We start from the raw sequence: 14,961 nt of genomic DNA, 5'->3' as shown, positions 1-14,961 counted from the left end.
CGAGTCGGTAAACCGGTTACAGGGCGCGCAGGCGCGGGGCGATATCGGCGGCGAACAGGTCCAGGAAGCGGCGCTGGTCGTGGCCGGGGGCGTGGAAGACCAGGTGGTTCAGGCCGGCGTCCAGGTACGGCTTGATCTGGTCGACGGCCTGATCCGGATCGCTCGCCACGATCCAGCGCTTGGCGATCTGCTCGATGGGCAAAGCGTCTGCGGCGGCTTCCATTTCGATCGGGTCGGTGATCGAGTGCTTCTGCTCGGGGGTGAGCGAGAGCGGGGCCCAGAAGCGCGTGTTCTCGAGCGCCAGTTCGGGATCGGTGTCGTAGGAGATCTTGATCTCGATCATCCGGTCGATGTCCTCGACGGTGCGGCCGACCTTGGCCGCGCCCTCGGCCACCGCGGGCATCAGCTTGTCGTTGTAGAGCTCCATGCCCTTGCCCGAGGTGCAGATGAAACCGTCGCCGGCGCGCCCGGCGTACCGCGCCACCAGCGGGCCGCCCGCCGCGATGTAGATCGGGATGCCGCCCTTGGGAACGTCGTAGATCGACGCGCCGACGGTCTTGTAGTACTGGCCGTCGAAGTCGACGCGATCACCCGTCCACAGCGCGCGCATCAGATCCACCGACTCGCGCAGCCGCGCGAAACGCTCCTTGAATTCCGGCCATTCGCCCTGGAAGCCGGTGGCGATCTCGTTCAGCGCCTCGCCGGTGCCGACGCCCAGCATGATGCGGTCCGGGTACAGGCAGCCCATGGTGGCGAAGGCCTGCGCGATGACCGCGGGGTTGTAGCGGAAGGTCGGGGTCAGCACCGAGGTGCCGAGCTGAATGCGATTGGTGCGCTCGCCCACCGCCGCCATCCAGGCCAGCGAGAACGGGGCGTGCCCGCCATTGTGCCGCCAGGGCTGGAAGTGATCGCTCACCGTCGCGCTGTCGAGGCCGTGCTCCTCGACCGAAACCGCGAGTTCCACCAGTTCCCGGGGACCGAACTGCTCCGCCGACGCCTTGTATCCGAGCTTGAGGTCCTTCACGCGCCACTCCTGTCGCTGTACTGCGCTTGTGTCATGCGGGCCAACCTCCCGCCCGGATGGCCCACCCGTGGTGAACCATCTCTCATCGCACGATATGTCCAAAAGCGGGGAACGAATGTGGCAGGGGTGACTTCACCCGACAGCAACGCGAAGGCAAATTAGACTCGGGCGGGTGACCACCACAGCTGATCCCATCCTGTCCTATCTCACCGACATGGACGGCGTCCTGGTGCACGAGAACCACATGGTGCCCGGGGCCGACAAGTTCCTCGCCGAACTGCGCAGCAATGACATTCCGTTCCTGGTGCTCACCAACAACTCCATCTACACCGCGCGCGATCTGCAAGCGCGCTTGAAGCACACCGGGCTGGAGATCCCGATCGAGTCCATCTGGACCTCGGCGCTGGCCACCGCGACCTTCCTGAACGAGCAGCGGCCGGGCGGAACCGCCTATGTCGTAGGCGAATCCGGGCTCACCACCGCGCTGCACGAGATCGGGTACGTGCTCACCGACAGCGATCCGGACTACGTGGTGCTGGGCGAGACGCGGACGTACTCGTTCGAGGCCATCACCACGGCGATCCGGTTGATCGCGGCGGGGGCGCGGTTCATCGCCACCAATCCCGACGCCACCGGGCCCTCGCGCGAGGGCATCCTGCCCGCCACTGGTTCGGTGGCCGCGCTCATCACCCGGGCCACCGGCAAGGAGCCCTACTACGTGGGCAAGCCGAATCCGCTGATGATGCGGTCGGCGCTGCGGCGGATCGGGGCGCACTCGCAGTCCTCGGTGATGATCGGCGACCGGATGGACACCGACATCATCTCGGGCATGGAGGCCGGGATGCGGACGGTGCTGGTGACCACCGGCATCTCCAGCCGCGCCACCATGGAGCAGTACCCGTACCGGCCGACCCTCATCCTCGACTCCGTCGCGGAACTGGTGGGGCACACCAGGGATCCGCTCTCCTTGCTGGGCTGATACCGCGTCATCCCGGCGAACCGTGTGGATTCCGACTGAGAACATGCCGGAATGACGGGGGGTCAGTCGATTTCGGGTAGACCGACTGCGTCGAGCGCGGCCGAGAGGCGGGTGAGGGCGGCGGCGATGTCGCGCATGGCATCGACGCCGAGCTCCGCCGCCAGCCTTTTCGCGTAGGCGGCGTGCTGGGGGTTGATGCGCTCCACCGCCGCGCGGCCCTCCGGAGTGACCGCCACCAGCTTGGCGCGCTTGTGCGCGGGGTTGGGTCGGTATTCGGCGAAACCCTTGTCCACCAGCAGATCCGCCACCCGCTGCACGCTCTGGCGGGTGATGCCCATCTCCCGGGCGATGCCCGCGACCGGCAGCGGCTCGCGCAGTACCGCGCCGAGCACCATCCACCAGGCCACGGTGATACCGGCCGGGCGGGCCAATTCCTCTGCGATGGCGAGGAATTGGCCGTTCAGCTTGAACGTGGTGACCGCCGAGGTGGCGAAGAGGTCCTGCTCGGGCGGCATCATCCGGCGACCGCCGCGCGGCTCTCCTCGTATTCGGCGAGGGCGAAGAAACCGGCCGGATCGTTGTCCCTGTACAGCTTGACCCAGGCTTCGAGGACCTGCGGTTCGTAGATGTCCAGCTTCGCGAAGATCGTGGCGGCGAAATCGACCGGGGCGACGCCGCTTCCGGTGATCAGCGCGCCGTCCGCGACGGCGGGTTGGTGGACGAAGTTCGCGCCGCCCGAATAACCGCTGTAGGCAAGGTATTCCGCGGCATTGCTGGTGTGCTTGCGGTCGTCCAGCAGGCCCGCGGCGGCCAGGCCGAAGGTGGCTCCGCAGATCGCGGCGACCGGGACGCCGGCGGCGAGGAATTCGGCGGCCTTGTCCGAGAAGTCCTTCAGCGCACCGGTTTCCCAGGTGTCGGAACCCGGCAGGATCAGCAGCGCGCTGTCGGCGGGTGACAGGTCCGCGAGCGCGAGATCCGGGACGACGCGCATGCCGCCCATGGAGGTGACCGGTTCGGTCGTCAGGCCGACGGTCTTGACCTGCCAGGTTCCCGGCTCGCGATGCCACAGGCCGCGATTGAGGTGCGCGGTCGCGTGGCCGGTCTCCCAGTCGGAGAAGGTGTCGTAAACGGCGAGGTGCACTGTCTTGGTCATGACAGCATCCTGTCATCTTTGACAGGATGCTGTCAATAATGGGGGTTCGGGGGCTTGGCCCCCGCCTGCCTACCCGGGACAAAAGAAAGCCGGGACCGTCACGCGGACGGTCCCGGCTTGCGAGGTTCGATGGATCAGCCCAGCGCGCGATCCAGATCGCCGATCAGGTCCTCGACATCCTCGAGGCCGATGGAAATACGAAGCACCCCGTCGGTCAGGCCGATGGCCGCCCGCCCCTCCGGCCCCATGGCCCGGTGCGTCGTGGTGGCGGGGTGCGTGATCAGGGTCTTGGCATCGCCGAGGTTGTTGGAGATGTCGATGATGCGCAGCCCGTTCAGCACCTCGAAAGCCCGCTTCTTGCCCTCGGATTCGGGCGCCTTCAGCTCGAAGGTGATCACCGTGCCGCCGCCGGACATCTGCCGCGTGGCCAGCTCGTATTGCGGATGCGACTTCAGGAACGGGTACTTCACCCACGCCACGGCCGGATGCTGCTCCAGGAATTCCGCGATGCGCAGCGCCGAATCGACGGACTGGCGCAACCGCAACGGCATCGTCTCCAGGCCCTTGAGCAGCGTCCAGGCATTGAACGGGCTCAATGCCGGGCCGGTGTGCCGCATGAGGTTCTTGACCGGGCCGTCGATGTACTCCTGCGAACCCAGGATGGCGCCGCCGAGCACGCGGCCCTGGCCGTCGATGTGCTTGGTGCCGGAGTAGACCAGCACGTCCGCGCCGAGGTCGAAGCCCTTCTGCAGCAGCGGGGTGGCGAAGACGTTGTCCAGCACCACCTTCGCGCCGGCGGCATGCGAAAGATCCGCCACCGCACGCACATCCACCAGGGTCTGCATCGGATTGGAGGGGGTTTCGAAGAACACGGCCTGGGTGGGCACCGACAGCGCCTGCTCCCACTGGTCCAGATCCTCGCCGTCGACGAAGACGGTCTCCACGCCCCAGCGCGGCAGGATCTCGTTGGCCACCACGAAGCAGGAGCCGAAAAGCGAACGGGCGGCGACCAATCGGTCACCCGCGCCGAGCAGCGCGCCCAGCGCGGTGAAGACCGCGGACATGCCGGAGGCGGTCGCGAAGGCCGCTTCCGCGCCGTCGATCAGGCGCAGCCGCTCCTCGAACATGGCGACCGTGGGATTGCCGTAGCGCGAGTACACGAAGTGCTCGATATCGCCGGTGAACGACGCCTCGGCCGCTTCGGCGCTCTCGTAGACGAATCCGGAATTCAGGAACAGCGCTTCCGAGGTCTCCTCGAAACCCGAGCGCCGGGTGCCGCCGCGCACGCTGATCGTGGCGGGGCCGACGCCCTCGGGAAGCGGACGGTCGAACGAACCACCGGTGATCATGACTGTCTCCTATCGACCCGGACCGGTTACGACTGCCGCCAGGGCAGGCCGTCGGCACGCCAGCCGACGACGCCGCGATGGCCCTGCGCGTCCAGTGCGCCTTCGAAACCTTCGATCACATTGAACGACGGCTCGAAGCCGACGGCGGTGGCGGCGGTGGCCGCGCCTATGGAGCGCTGACCGGACCGGCAGATGAAGATGACCGGGGCGTCGGAGTCCGCGCCGCGCTCGGCCAGCACGCCCTTGAGCTGATCCACGAAGCGCGGATTGGGCGTACCGGTGACGTCCACCCACTCGATCAGCGCGGTCGGGCGGCCGATGCCGCTGGTGTCGGGCACGCCGACGAAACGCCATTCGGCTTCGGTGCGCACGTCGACCAGCACCGCATCCGGATTGTCACGCAACAGTTCCCACGCTTGCTTCGGCGTGATGTCACCCGCGTAGCTCACTTCAACCTCCTGTGAATCCGCACTTGCCGCATCGTTTTTCCGATGCACAGCCAGGTCGTCACCCGGAGCACCCCACCGCGGAGGAGGGTTGCCGACCAGCCAGCCGGGGCTTGGCGCTGGTACTCATGACCTGGGAGAAGAGTGCCGGGTACCGGGCCCGGCTGTCAAACTGTTCGCCGATCTCCGGAACCGTGTCACGAATCGCACACCAACCAGGCCGAACCCTGCTTGCTGAAGTGCCAGGTGGTGGTGGATTCCCGGTCACCGGCCCGCCAGGTGACCAGGGCGGTCGCCTTCTCGCCCTCGACCCGCGGGTCGACCAGCTTCACGTACGCGTACTTGCCGCCCTGTTCACCGGGCTTGCCCGCGAGCGGGGACTTGGCTTCGTCGAAACCCGAACAGGCCGTTGACTTGTCGATGACGTCGGTGCCGCTGCGGGAGTCGGTGAAGGTGCGGGCGGCGATGGCCAATCGATCGGAATCTGTGACATTCTTCTCAGCCGGGGACACCAGGGCGGCGATCACGATGCCGAGGATGACGAGCACGATCACCACCGCCGCCACCAGGAACGGCAGCATGGTCCGGGTTTCGTCCTGATCGATCGGAACCGGCTGGTCATCGACGTCACTCATGGGTAGATCATGCCTGCCCGGCGCGAGCGGATCGAGCACGGCACCGGCCTGTCGGATCGGCGGGCATTCGTGTGGTTCACCGCACCCTCGCGGGTACGGGTCCTTACCACCGATAGAATCAGCGCAATTCCCCCGCCGAAGCGGGAATAGCAACACCACGCAGCAACGCTGCAGCGTCGGGAGTCCCCGGGACCCCCGAACCCGGTCGCAACTTAGCCTAAGCTAAGAAAAGACCAAGACCTGAAGTATCGAATCAAAGGGTGCGCGTAAGAATGACCGAACAGAGTGCAGCGACCCGCCCGCTCCGCATTGCGATCGTGGGCGCCGGCCCGGCCGGAATCTACGCCGCCGACGCGCTGATGAAATCCGATGCCGATGTGAGCATCGACCTGTACGAGCGGATGCCCGCCCCGTTCGGTCTCATCCGCTACGGCGTCGCCCCCGACCATCCGCGCATCAAGGGCATCATCACCGCCCTGCACAAGGTGCTCGACAAGGAGCAGGTGCGCCTGCTGGGCAATATCGACTACGGCGTCGACATCACCCTCGAGGACCTGCAGCGGTTCTACGACGCGGTCATCTTCTCCACCGGCGCCAATGCCGACCGGGCCCTGGAGGTTCCGGGCATCGACCTGGACGGTTCCTACGGCGCCGCGGACTTCGTGTCCTGGTACGACGGGCACCCGGACGTGCCGCGCACCTGGCCCCTGGATGCCGAGAAGGTCGCCGTGCTCGGCGTCGGCAACGTGGCCCTGGACGTGGCGCGCGTGCTGGCCAAGACCGGTGACGAGCTGCTGCCGACCGAGATCCCGCCGAACGTCTACGAAGGCTTGAAGGCCAACAAGGCCCTCGAGGTGCACGTGTTCGGCCGTCGTGGCCCGGCGCAGGCCAAGTTCACGCCCCTCGAGCTGCGCGAGCTCGACCACTCGCCGACCATCGAAGTCATCGTCGATCCCGAGGACATCGACTACGACGAGGGCTCCGAGGCCGCGCGCCGGCACTCCAAGCAGGTCGACATGATCTGCAATACGTTGGAGCAGTGGGCGATCCGCGATGTCGGCAACCGCCCGCACAAGCTGTTCCTGCACTTCTTCGAATCCCCGTCCGAGGTGCTCGGCGAGGACGGCAAGGTCGTGGGCCTGCGCACCGAGCGCACCCAGCTCGACGGCACCGGAAACTGCAAGGGCACCGGCGAATTCAAGGACTGGGACATCCAGGCCGTGTACCGCGCGGTGGGTTACCTGTCGCAGAACATCCCGGCGCTGCCGTTCGACGACCAGGCCGGGACCGTGCCCAACGAGGCCGGGCGCGTGCTGGTGAACGAGGACGCCGACGGCGCGGATCGCTACATGCCCGCTACCTACGTGACCGGCTGGATCAAGCGCGGCCCGGTCGGCCTCATCGGCCACACCAAGGGCGACGCCAACGAGACCATCGCCTGCCTGCTCGACGACGCCGCGAACTTCACCCCGGCCGCCGAGCCGGAGCTGGACGCGGTCACCACCTTCCTCGAGGGCAAGGGCATTCCGTTCACCACCTGGGCCGGCTGGTACCGCCTCGACGCGCACGAGCGCGCCCTCGGCGAGCCGGAAGGCCGCGAGCGGGTCAAGGTCGTCGAGCGCGAGGACATGCTGCGGGCGTCGGAACCGGACAAGGTGACCAACCCGTCCTGACCGCACCAGCCTGACCAGGCTCGATCCACCAGGCGGACAAGGTCATCCACACTTGTCACCGTTCTGAGGCATGCTGATCAAGTGTTCGATGCCCATGTCCACATCATCGATCCGCGGTTCCCGCTGATCGAGAACGAGGGCTACCTGCCCGACCCGTACCCCATCTCGGCTTATCGCGACCGCATGCGGCGCTTCGATATCGACGGTGGGGCCGTGGTCAGCGGGTCGTTCCAGGGCACGGATCAGAGCTTTCTGCGGGCCGCCCTCGCCGAACTCGGCGAGGGCTGGGTCGGGGTGGCGAACCTGCACATCGACGCCACCGACGCCGAGATCATGGATCTGAATCGGGCCGGGGTGCGGGCGGTCCGGTTCAATCTCAAGCGCGGCGGCGGGGATATCGTCGGGCTGACCATGCTGGCGCTGCGGGCCTACGAGCTGGCGGGCTGGCATGTGGAGCTGTATATCGACGGGTCCATGCTGGGGTCGCTGGAACCGGTCATCACCAAACTGCCCAAGCTGTCCATCGATCACATGGGGATGAGCGACGACTGCCTGCCCTATCTGCTGAATCTGGTGGATCGCGGGGCCAAGGTGAAGGCGTCCGGGTTCGGGCGGGTGTCGATGGATGTGGGCATGGCGCTGCGCAAGATTCACGCGGTGAACCCCGAAGCGCTCATGTTCGGCTCGGATCTGCCGGGGACGCGGGCGGGACGGCCGTTCCGCAATACCGATATCGATCTGATCGCCAATGCGGTGGGCGGGGATCTGCACCGGGTGCTGGAAGACAATGCCCGGCTGTTCTACGGACTGCCCACCAAGGACCGCCGCGTCGAATCCGCGCCGGCCATGCCACTGTTCGGGCCCGAGGCGCCGACGCTGCGGCTGCATCGCTCGGAATTGCCGAAACCGCCTCCGCACGACACTCTTCCGCTGCCGATCATCGATCGCGGGCTGCGGCCGCCGATGCGCTAGACGGCGATGGCGGCGGCCAGCCAGACCCCCGCTGCCAGCAGGGCTCCCAATAGCTCGATCAGCATCGACAGCCCGACGCCTTTGAGCGCGTGCACCGTCGACTGCCACGCCGCTTTCTGCTGCTGGATGCGCTGCAGTTCCGAAAGATAAACGCCCAGTACGAATCCCAGGAACAGGCCGACCACCGGGACCACGAAGAACCCGATGATGCCGAGCACCGCGCCGATGAACAGCGAGCGGTTCGGCACCCCGGCCTCCTTGAGCTTGCGCCCCGGCCAGGTGTATTTGATCACCCCGCTGATCACCAGAAACGTTGTGCAGACCGCGAATACGGTCCAGGCCGCCGCTCCGCCGGTCATGATCGCCCAGACCAGGATGGCGCCGGCGATCAGGATCACCCCCGGCAGGATCGGCACGATCACCCCGAGCAGGCCCACCAGAATCGCGAGGCCGACCAGCACCTCACCCGACGCACTCACGTCACAGCCCTCCACTCTCGCTACCGCACATTGTGACCCAACATCCCGACACGCGGAGTCGGCGCGTTATTGTCATACCGTCAACACCGGGGTTGTGATCCGGTGCGCAGGATCGACGATGAACCGAGGCAGGGACGTGAGCACTCCATCCACCGCCAAGCAGGGCCCGCTCGCGGGCGTGCGGGTAGTTGAACTGGCCGGTATCGGCCCCGGTCCGCACGCGGCGCTGCTGCTCGCCGACCTGGGCGCGGACGTGGTCCGGGTACAGCGGCCCGGGCAGTTCCCCGGATTCATGGAGCGCCCGCAGTGGCGTGGGCGCACCATCGTCGAGGCGAATCTGAAGGATCCGGCCGATATCGAGAAGGTGCTCGGGCTGATCGAGAAGGCCGATGTGCTGATCGAGGGCTTCCGGCCCGGCGTCACCGAGCGCATGGGCCTGGGTCCCGAGCTTGCGCTGGAACGCAATCCGCGCCTGGTGTACGGCCGCATGACCGGCTGGGGCCAGGACGGGCCGCTGGCCGACCGCGCCGGGCACGACATCAACTACATCTCGCTGACCGGCGTGCTGAACGCCATCGGCCGCAAGGGTGAGCGCCCGGTGCCGCCGCTGAACATGGTCGGCGACTTCGGCGGCGGCTCCATGTTCCTGGTCTTCGGCATCCTGGCCGCGCTGGTGGAACGCCAGACCTCCGGCAAGGGCCAGGTCATCGACTCCGCCATGGTCGACGGCGCGCTCGCCCTCTCGCACATGATCTGGGGCATGAAGGGCATGGGCCTGTGGTCGGACGAGCGCGGCACCAACCTGCTCGACACCGGCATGGCGTTCTACGACACCTATGAAACCTCCGACGGCAAGTACATGGCGGTCGGCTGCATCGAGCCGCAGTTCTACGCGGAACTGCTCAAGGGCCTGGAGATCTCCCCCGAGGGCCTCCCCCACCAGCTCGACCCCGCCGGTCAGGACCAGCTGCGAAAGCTGTTCGCGGACAAGTTCAAGACCAAGACCCGCGACGAGTGGTGGGCCGTCTTCGAGCACACCGACGCCTGCACCACCCCCGTCCTCACCTTCACCGAGGCCGAACAGAACCCGCACATCCAGGCCCGCTCCGGCCTGATCGAGATCGACGGCGTCGTTCAGCACGCCCCCGCCCCCCGCTTCTCCCGCACCCCCGGCGGCATTCCGACCCCGCCGCCGAACGCGGGCACCCCGATCGACGAGGTGTGGGCCTAATCCCGCTGGAACGCCGAAGGGGCGGCACCCGGATCGGGTGCCGCCCCTTCGCATTTCGCGAACGAGATGCGATCAGGCCTGGGGCTCGACGAGCTGGATGTCGAGTTCGATGGCGATCTTGTCGGAGAGCATGGCGTTCGGGAGGGCCGGGGCGACCTCGAAATCGCTGCGCTTGATGGTGCCGGTGGCGGAGAAGCCGGCGTGGTTGGTGCCGTCCTGGAAGGTCTGCACGCCGCCCCACTCGACCTCGAGGGTGACCGGCTTGGTGATGCCGCCGATGGTGGCCTCGCCGGTGACCTCGAACTCCTCGCCGACCTTGACCGGCTCGGGGACGCGGAAGGTCAGGTGCGGGCGGTTGGCGATATCCAGGATCTCGGCGCTGCGGACGTGGTCGTCGCGGAACGAGTTGCCGGTGTCGAAGGAATCGAAGTAGATGGTGGCCTCGATGGCGGCCTCGCCGGACTCGTTCACGACGAAACCGGTCTCGAAGCGGTTGAAGCGGCCGCGGACCTTGGAGATGCCGAGGTGCTTGACGGTGAAGTTGACCGAGGAGTGGGCGGCGTCGAGGGTCCAGGAGCCGGCGGTGAGGGTCTGGGTGGAAGTCGTCATGCGAATGACGATAAGTGGACTTCGGTCCGCTTAACCACACCGTCGTTATCCTGGCATTGGCAGGGCTGGGATAAGCGGACTCCGGTCCAGGCATGATGGATGGGTGGCCCGTTCCGAATTCGCTGATTTTCTCATCGCCCGGCGCGCCCAGCTACAGCCCGAGGCCGTCGGGCTGCCGGCCGGGCGACGCCGGCGCACCCCCGGACTGCGGCGCGAGGAAGTCGCCGCGCTCGCGGGCGTGAGCGTCGACTACCTGGCCCGGCTGGAGCAGGGCCGGGACACCAATCCCTCCATGGCGGTGCTCGGCGCGCTCGCGGAAGCCTTGCGGCTCAATGAAGTCGAACGCCACCACTTCGGCAAGCTGGCCATGAACATGGAACAGAAGGCCACCTGCCCGTCCAGCGGGCAGGCCGGGGAACGCGTCACCGAGACCGTGCAGGCCGTCGTCGACGCCATGCACCCCACCCCCGCCTTCGTGGTCGGGCGCTGGCTGAACCTGCTGGCCTGGAATCCGGCCTGGAAGGACTTCACCGAACCGCTCGGCCTGCTCGGTGACGAGGGGCACGGCAACTTCGCCTACTACCTGTTCGCCCATCCGGACGCCCCGAAATACTTCCTGAACTGGTCCGATGCCGCCGATATGGTGACCTCGATCCTGCGCGAGAGCCGCTTCCGGTTCCCGGACGACCCCTCGCTGGAGACCATGATCACCACCCTGCAGCGCTTCCCCGAGTTCGAACGCCGCTGGCGCGAGCACGTCGTCACCTACGCGCGCTCGGGCGTGTTGCGTATCGACCATCCGCTGCGCGGCGAAGTGGAGGTCGAGGTCGAAACCCTCGATCCGGCCGCTGACCAGAGCGTCATGGTCTGGCTGGTGGACCGCCGGCAAGTCCGCAGCCCCGGATTGCGCCTGGTCAACGAGTAATCCACCGTCTCCGGGCCTTTCGTTTCCCCTGCTCACTATGGGTCGGCGCACTACAGTTGAGCCATGGCTCGGAATTGGCCGATGGTCGAACGCGAGGGCGAACTCGAATCGATCAGGTCGGCGCTGAGCGGCGGCGACTTCGTCGGCGCCGTTCTCACCGGTGATGCGGGAGTCGGAAAGACCACGCTGGCGCGGCAGGCCACCGCCGCCGTCGGCGGCAACGTTCGTTGGGTGGCCGGCACCGAATCCGCCAGATCCATCCCCTTGGGCGTGTTCGCGCACATGGTCGGGGTGTACACGGCCCACGATCCGGTGACCTTCATGGCCGCGGCGCGTGAGGCGCTGCTCGCGGACGGGCACACCATCATCGGCGTGGACGACGCGCACCTGCTCGACCAGCTGTCGGCGACGCTGCTGCTGCAGCTGGCCATCGACAAGGCGGCGCGGATCGTCACCACCGTGCGCAGCGGGGTGCCGGTGCCGGACGCGGTGACCTCGCTGTGGAAGGACGGGCATCTGCTGCGCATCGACCTGTCGCCGTTCACCCAGCGGCAGAGCGTCGAGCTGGTGGAATCCATGCTGGGCGGACAGCTGGAGGGGTTCACCTCCAACCTGATGTGGGAATCGTCCGGGGGGAACGCGCTTTTCCTGCGGCATCTGGTCGAAGGAGCGCTGGAAGCGGGGACGCTGCGGCAGGTCAACGGGGTGTGGCAATTGCGCGGGCGGGCCGCGGTCACCTCGGAATTGGCTGCGCTGCTGGAGGATCGGGTGGAGCAGCTGCCCGAGCCGGTGCTGCGAGTACTCGAATTGCTGACCTTCTGCGAGCCGATCGACCTGGATGTGCTGTCGGAGCTGGCGGGAGCGGAGGCGGTCGAGGCGGCCGAAAACCGCGGCGCCATAAGGATTGTCGAGAACAGTCACCAATTGCTGGTCCGGTACAACCATCCGCTCTTCGGCGAGGTGATCCGGCGACGGCTGGGGATCGCGTCGGCACGCCGGTTGCGCGGGCGGCTGTATTCGTCGCTGCGGGAACGGCCCATCCCCTCGGCGTCGGATCGAATCCGTCTGGCCGAATTGGCTTTGGACAGTGACAAATCGGCGGATCTGGAATTGTTCGAGGCGGCGGCGGCCGATGCCATCGCCTTGGCGAATCTGCCACTGGGCGAACGGTTCGCGCGGGCCGCGGTGGAACGGCGGGGCGGGGTCGAGGCGGCGGATCTGCTGGCGCGGGCGCTGCTGTGGCAAGGGCATCGCATCGAGGCCGAACGGACCCTAGCCGGGTTCGATCCGGATCAATTGAACGAAGTGCAGCTGGTGCGGTGGGGCAGCACCCGGGTGTCGAATCTGTTCTGGTCCATGGGCGATGCCGACCGGGCCGAGGAAGTCCTGGCCTCGGTGCGCAGCCGGGTCGAACATCCCAAGACCGCGCTCACCCTCGACGGGCTGGCCTCCGCGTGCGCCGTGCACGAGAACCGGCTCGACGACGCGTTCCAGCTCGCCGAACCCGTCATGAACGCGGAAGGCGCGCCGCCGTGGGCGGTGTGGTGGGCGGCCTTCGGGGGCGGGCTGGCGCTGGCGTTCATGGGGCGCGGGGAAGCGGCGCGGCAGTACGCCGAGCGCGGGCATCAGATCGAATCGCATATCGACGGACTGAATCGGTTCATGTCGACGCACGCGGAAGTGCTGGCGCTCACGCTCACCGGGGAGCTCGAGGACGCGAGGCGTTGTGCGAGCAGCCCTTACACGTATTCGTCGGCCGGGCAGTACCACGCGTGGGGGATGAGCCGGATCCTGCAGGGGACCGTCGACGTCGCGCAGGGGCGGTTCCCGCAGGGCATCGACAATCTCGAGCAGGCGCTCGCGGCGCTCACCATGGAGGGGGCGGCGACCTGGATGTATCCCGCGAGATTGCGGCTGGCGGAAGCGTATTCGGCGCTCGGGCGGGCGGCCGAGGCGGCGGAGTCGATCGCGCTCGCGGAGGAGCGGGGCGGGCGGCACAGTGCGGTGTATCAGCCGCAGCTGGAGATCGCGAAGGCGTGGCAGGCGGCGGCGGAAGGCACCGCGACGCCCGCCATCCGGCTCGCGCTGGGCGCGGCGGACGCGGCGGCGCGGTCGCATCAGCACGCTATCGAGGCGATGGCATTGCATACGGCGGCGCGGTTCGGGGATCACTCGGTGGCCGGGCGGCTCGCGGATCTGGCGGCGCGGGTGGACGGGCGGCTGGTGCAGGCGCAAGCCCGGCACGCGGTGGCGGTGGCGGCGCACGACGGGCCCGGATTGGATGCTGCCGCAGCGGAATTCGAGACGATCGGGGTGCTGTTGTCGGCGGCCGACGCCGCCGCGCAGGCCGCGTCCGCGCATGAGCGGGCGGGTGATCGGCGGCGATTGCTCGAATCGGCGGCCACCGCGAACCGGTTGGCGGCGGCTTGCGGTGGGGCCAGTACGCCCGCGCTGCGGCAGTCCGCGCAACCGCTGCCGTTGACGGCTCGGGAGCGGGAGATCGCGAATCTGGTCGCGGCCGGGTTGTCCAACCGGCAGATCGCCGATCGGCTGACGGTGTCGGTGCGCACGGTGGAGGGGCATCTGTATCGCGCGTGCATCAAGCTCGACGTGACGGATCGGGAGGCGCTCGCCGAGTTGATGCGGGGCGGGTCATCATTCGGCAAATCCGAAGCGTGAGATTCGCGGCCAGCATTTACGGCTCCCTGCCTGCATAGTGTGGGATACATCTCCCTCCACAACGTGGGGCACAGCTTCTCTCGAATCAGATCTGGAACCAACAGTTTCCAATCAGCTACCATCCTCGCGAACTGACCGTTCCAGGTCAGCCAAGCGGCCCTGTTCGAGCCGCGGGGGACAGTTCCAGATCTGATGAGGGTGGTGTTTCGGCGTGACTCGTCGGCATCGAGAAATGAATACCGGCGTGCTCCGCCACGCCCTGCGCCCCGCCATGGGCGCCCTCCCGCTGGCTATCGCCATCGCCTGTGCGGGCGTCGCCCAAGCCATCCCGCAGCCCGGCGTCACCAGCCCCGCCCAGCCCGGCGTCAACAGCCCCGGCAACTCCGGCGGCCGCCAGCCCGGCACCACCGTCGAACCCGCGGCCCCGGCCCCACAGGCCGACTACGCCGTCCCGCCCTCCCACCGCCCCATCCCGGTGGAAACCGAACCGGCCCCGGCCATCGACTGGCAGCAGCTGCACGCCCCCGAACCCGTCGAGCCGGTGGCCCCGATCGCCCCGCCGCCGCGCACCCTGCGCATCGGTGACTTCATGACCGAGGTCCCGGACGAGGTGCCCAACGACATCCTCAACCCGGTGAACGACTTCGCGGCCAATGCCGAAGCCGCCGTCGCGACCGGCGGAAAGTCCATCGGTATCAACCCGAGTCGCTCCGACAAGATCGCCGCCGCGACCGCGGCCGGCGCTGTCGGCGGCGCACTGGTCGGCGCCGCCGTGGCGGGTATTCCGGCCGCTATCGCCGGCGGTGT

Annotated in this window: 14 protein-coding genes, 1 pseudogene and 1 riboswitch; of the genes and pseudogenes, 7 read left to right on the top strand and 8 right to left on the bottom strand. The window is 67.7% G+C overall.

The window, feature by feature from the left end; translation table 11 throughout:
• Positions 1 to 16: 16 nt before the first annotated feature.
• On the bottom strand, positions 17 to 1,024 hold the full coding sequence (gene fgd, locus NY1_RS33755; RefSeq protein WP_067721219.1) for a glucose-6-phosphate dehydrogenase (coenzyme-F420): 1,008 nt from the start codon (positions 1,022 to 1,024) through the stop codon (positions 17 to 19).
• Between the two features lie 214 nt (positions 1,025 to 1,238).
• Between fgd and NY1_RS33750 the strand changes: the two genes are divergently transcribed.
• Entirely contained in the window at positions 1,239 to 2,003 is a 765-nt protein-coding gene (locus NY1_RS33750; RefSeq protein ID WP_067721246.1) for an HAD-IIA family hydrolase, read from the top strand.
• Positions 2,004 to 2,065: 62 nt separating this feature from the next.
• On the opposite strand, the gene NY1_RS33745 is transcribed toward NY1_RS33750, so the two are convergent.
• The 5 genes from NY1_RS33745 to NY1_RS33725 form a co-directional block, all read right to left on the bottom strand.
• A complete protein-coding gene (locus tag NY1_RS33745) occupies positions 2,066 to 2,518 on the bottom strand; it encodes a MarR family winged helix-turn-helix transcriptional regulator (protein ID WP_218028522.1) in 453 nt (150 codons plus the stop codon).
• Positions 2,518 to 3,156 carry a type 1 glutamine amidotransferase family protein gene (locus NY1_RS33740; RefSeq protein WP_067721217.1) on the bottom strand — a complete coding sequence of 213 codons (639 nt, stop codon included), beginning with the start codon at positions 3,154 to 3,156 and terminating at the stop codon, positions 2,518 to 2,520. Before NY1_RS33740 ends, NY1_RS33745 begins: the two co-directional genes overlap by 1 nt.
• A gap of 134 nt (positions 3,157 to 3,290) precedes the next feature.
• Positions 3,291 to 4,505, bottom strand: coding sequence for an O-succinylhomoserine sulfhydrylase (locus NY1_RS33735; protein WP_067721216.1), 1,215 nt, complete (start codon positions 4,503 to 4,505; stop codon positions 3,291 to 3,293).
• A 26-nt stretch (positions 4,506 to 4,531) separates the two neighbouring features.
• On the bottom strand, positions 4,532 to 4,954 hold the full coding sequence (locus NY1_RS33730) for a rhodanese-like domain-containing protein (RefSeq protein WP_067721215.1): 423 nt from the start codon (positions 4,952 to 4,954) through the stop codon (positions 4,532 to 4,534).
• A 14-nt stretch (positions 4,955 to 4,968) separates the two neighbouring features.
• A riboswitch (SAM riboswitch) is annotated at positions 4,969 to 5,085 on the bottom strand.
• Between the two features lie 63 nt (positions 5,086 to 5,148).
• Complete coding sequence (locus tag NY1_RS33725) at positions 5,149 to 5,586, bottom strand: Rv0361 family membrane protein (protein WP_067721214.1); 438 nt, start codon at positions 5,584 to 5,586, stop codon at positions 5,149 to 5,151.
• Between the two features lie 272 nt (positions 5,587 to 5,858).
• On the opposite strand from NY1_RS33725, the gene NY1_RS33720 reads away from it, so the two are divergent.
• Positions 5,859 to 7,259 carry an FAD-dependent oxidoreductase gene (locus NY1_RS33720; RefSeq protein WP_067721213.1) on the top strand — a complete coding sequence of 467 codons (1,401 nt, stop codon included), beginning with the start codon at positions 5,859 to 5,861 and terminating at the stop codon, positions 7,257 to 7,259.
• Between the two features lie 81 nt (positions 7,260 to 7,340).
• Positions 7,341 to 8,231 carry an amidohydrolase family protein gene (locus NY1_RS33715; RefSeq protein WP_067721212.1) on the top strand — a complete coding sequence of 297 codons (891 nt, stop codon included), beginning with the start codon at positions 7,341 to 7,343 and terminating at the stop codon, positions 8,229 to 8,231.
• Here the strand turns inward: NY1_RS33715 and NY1_RS33710 are convergent.
• Positions 8,228 to 8,710, bottom strand: a complete 483-nt coding sequence (locus NY1_RS33710) for a DUF456 domain-containing protein (protein ID WP_067721211.1) — start codon at positions 8,708 to 8,710, stop codon at positions 8,228 to 8,230. The genes NY1_RS33715 and NY1_RS33710 overlap by 4 nt on opposite strands.
• Before the next feature lie 136 nt (positions 8,711 to 8,846).
• On the opposite strand from NY1_RS33710, the gene NY1_RS33705 reads away from it, so the two are divergent.
• Complete coding sequence (locus NY1_RS33705) at positions 8,847 to 9,941, top strand: CaiB/BaiF CoA transferase family protein (RefSeq protein WP_067721210.1); 1,095 nt, start codon at positions 8,847 to 8,849, stop codon at positions 9,939 to 9,941.
• A gap of 72 nt (positions 9,942 to 10,013) precedes the next feature.
• Here the strand turns inward: NY1_RS33705 and NY1_RS33700 are convergent, their stop codons facing one another.
• Entirely contained in the window at positions 10,014 to 10,550 is a 537-nt protein-coding gene (locus NY1_RS33700) for a YceI family protein (protein ID WP_067721209.1), read from the bottom strand.
• Between the two features lie 103 nt (positions 10,551 to 10,653).
• Between NY1_RS33700 and NY1_RS33695 the strand changes: the two genes are divergently transcribed.
• The 3 genes and pseudogenes from NY1_RS33695 to NY1_RS33685 all read left to right on the top strand — a co-directional run.
• Entirely contained in the window at positions 10,654 to 11,475 is an 822-nt protein-coding gene (locus NY1_RS33695) for a helix-turn-helix transcriptional regulator (RefSeq protein WP_067721208.1), read from the top strand.
• A 63-nt stretch (positions 11,476 to 11,538) separates the two neighbouring features.
• On the top strand, positions 11,539 to 14,154 hold the full coding sequence (locus NY1_RS33690) for a helix-turn-helix transcriptional regulator (RefSeq protein ID WP_067721207.1): 2,616 nt from the start codon (positions 11,539 to 11,541) through the stop codon (positions 14,152 to 14,154).
• A gap of 232 nt (positions 14,155 to 14,386) precedes the next feature.
• A pseudogene (locus tag NY1_RS33685) lies at positions 14,387 to 14,961 on the top strand (hypothetical protein); the annotation flags it as partial.

Source organism: Nocardia yamanashiensis NBRC 100130 (assembly GCF_001613325.1).
GTDB classification, from domain to species: domain Bacteria; phylum Actinomycetota; class Actinomycetes; order Mycobacteriales; family Mycobacteriaceae; genus Nocardia; species Nocardia yamanashiensis.
This window is presented reverse-complemented; position numbering and strand designations above follow the sequence as displayed.

Coding starts and splice junctions, on each gene's coding strand:
- NY1_RS33735 (WP_067721216.1), bottom strand. CDS start 4,505: ATGATCACCGGTGGTTCGTTCGACCGTCCGCTTCCCGAGGGCGTCGGC.
- NY1_RS33690 (WP_067721207.1), top strand. CDS start 11,539: ATGGCTCGGAATTGGCCGATGGTCGAACGCGAGGGCGAACTCGAATCG.
- NY1_RS33725 (WP_067721214.1), bottom strand. CDS start 5,586: ATGAGTGACGTCGATGACCAGCCGGTTCCGATCGATCAGGACGAAACC.
- NY1_RS33700 (WP_067721209.1), bottom strand. CDS start 10,550: ATGACGACTTCCACCCAGACCCTCACCGCCGGCTCCTGGACCCTCGAC.
- NY1_RS33740 (WP_067721217.1), bottom strand. CDS start 3,156: ATGACCAAGACAGTGCACCTCGCCGTTTACGACACCTTCTCCGACTGG.
- NY1_RS33745 (WP_218028522.1), bottom strand. CDS start 2,518: ATGCCGCCCGAGCAGGACCTCTTCGCCACCTCGGCGGTCACCACGTTC.
- NY1_RS33720 (WP_067721213.1), top strand. CDS start 5,859: ATGACCGAACAGAGTGCAGCGACCCGCCCGCTCCGCATTGCGATCGTG.
- NY1_RS33750 (WP_067721246.1), top strand. CDS start 1,239: ATGGACGGCGTCCTGGTGCACGAGAACCACATGGTGCCCGGGGCCGAC.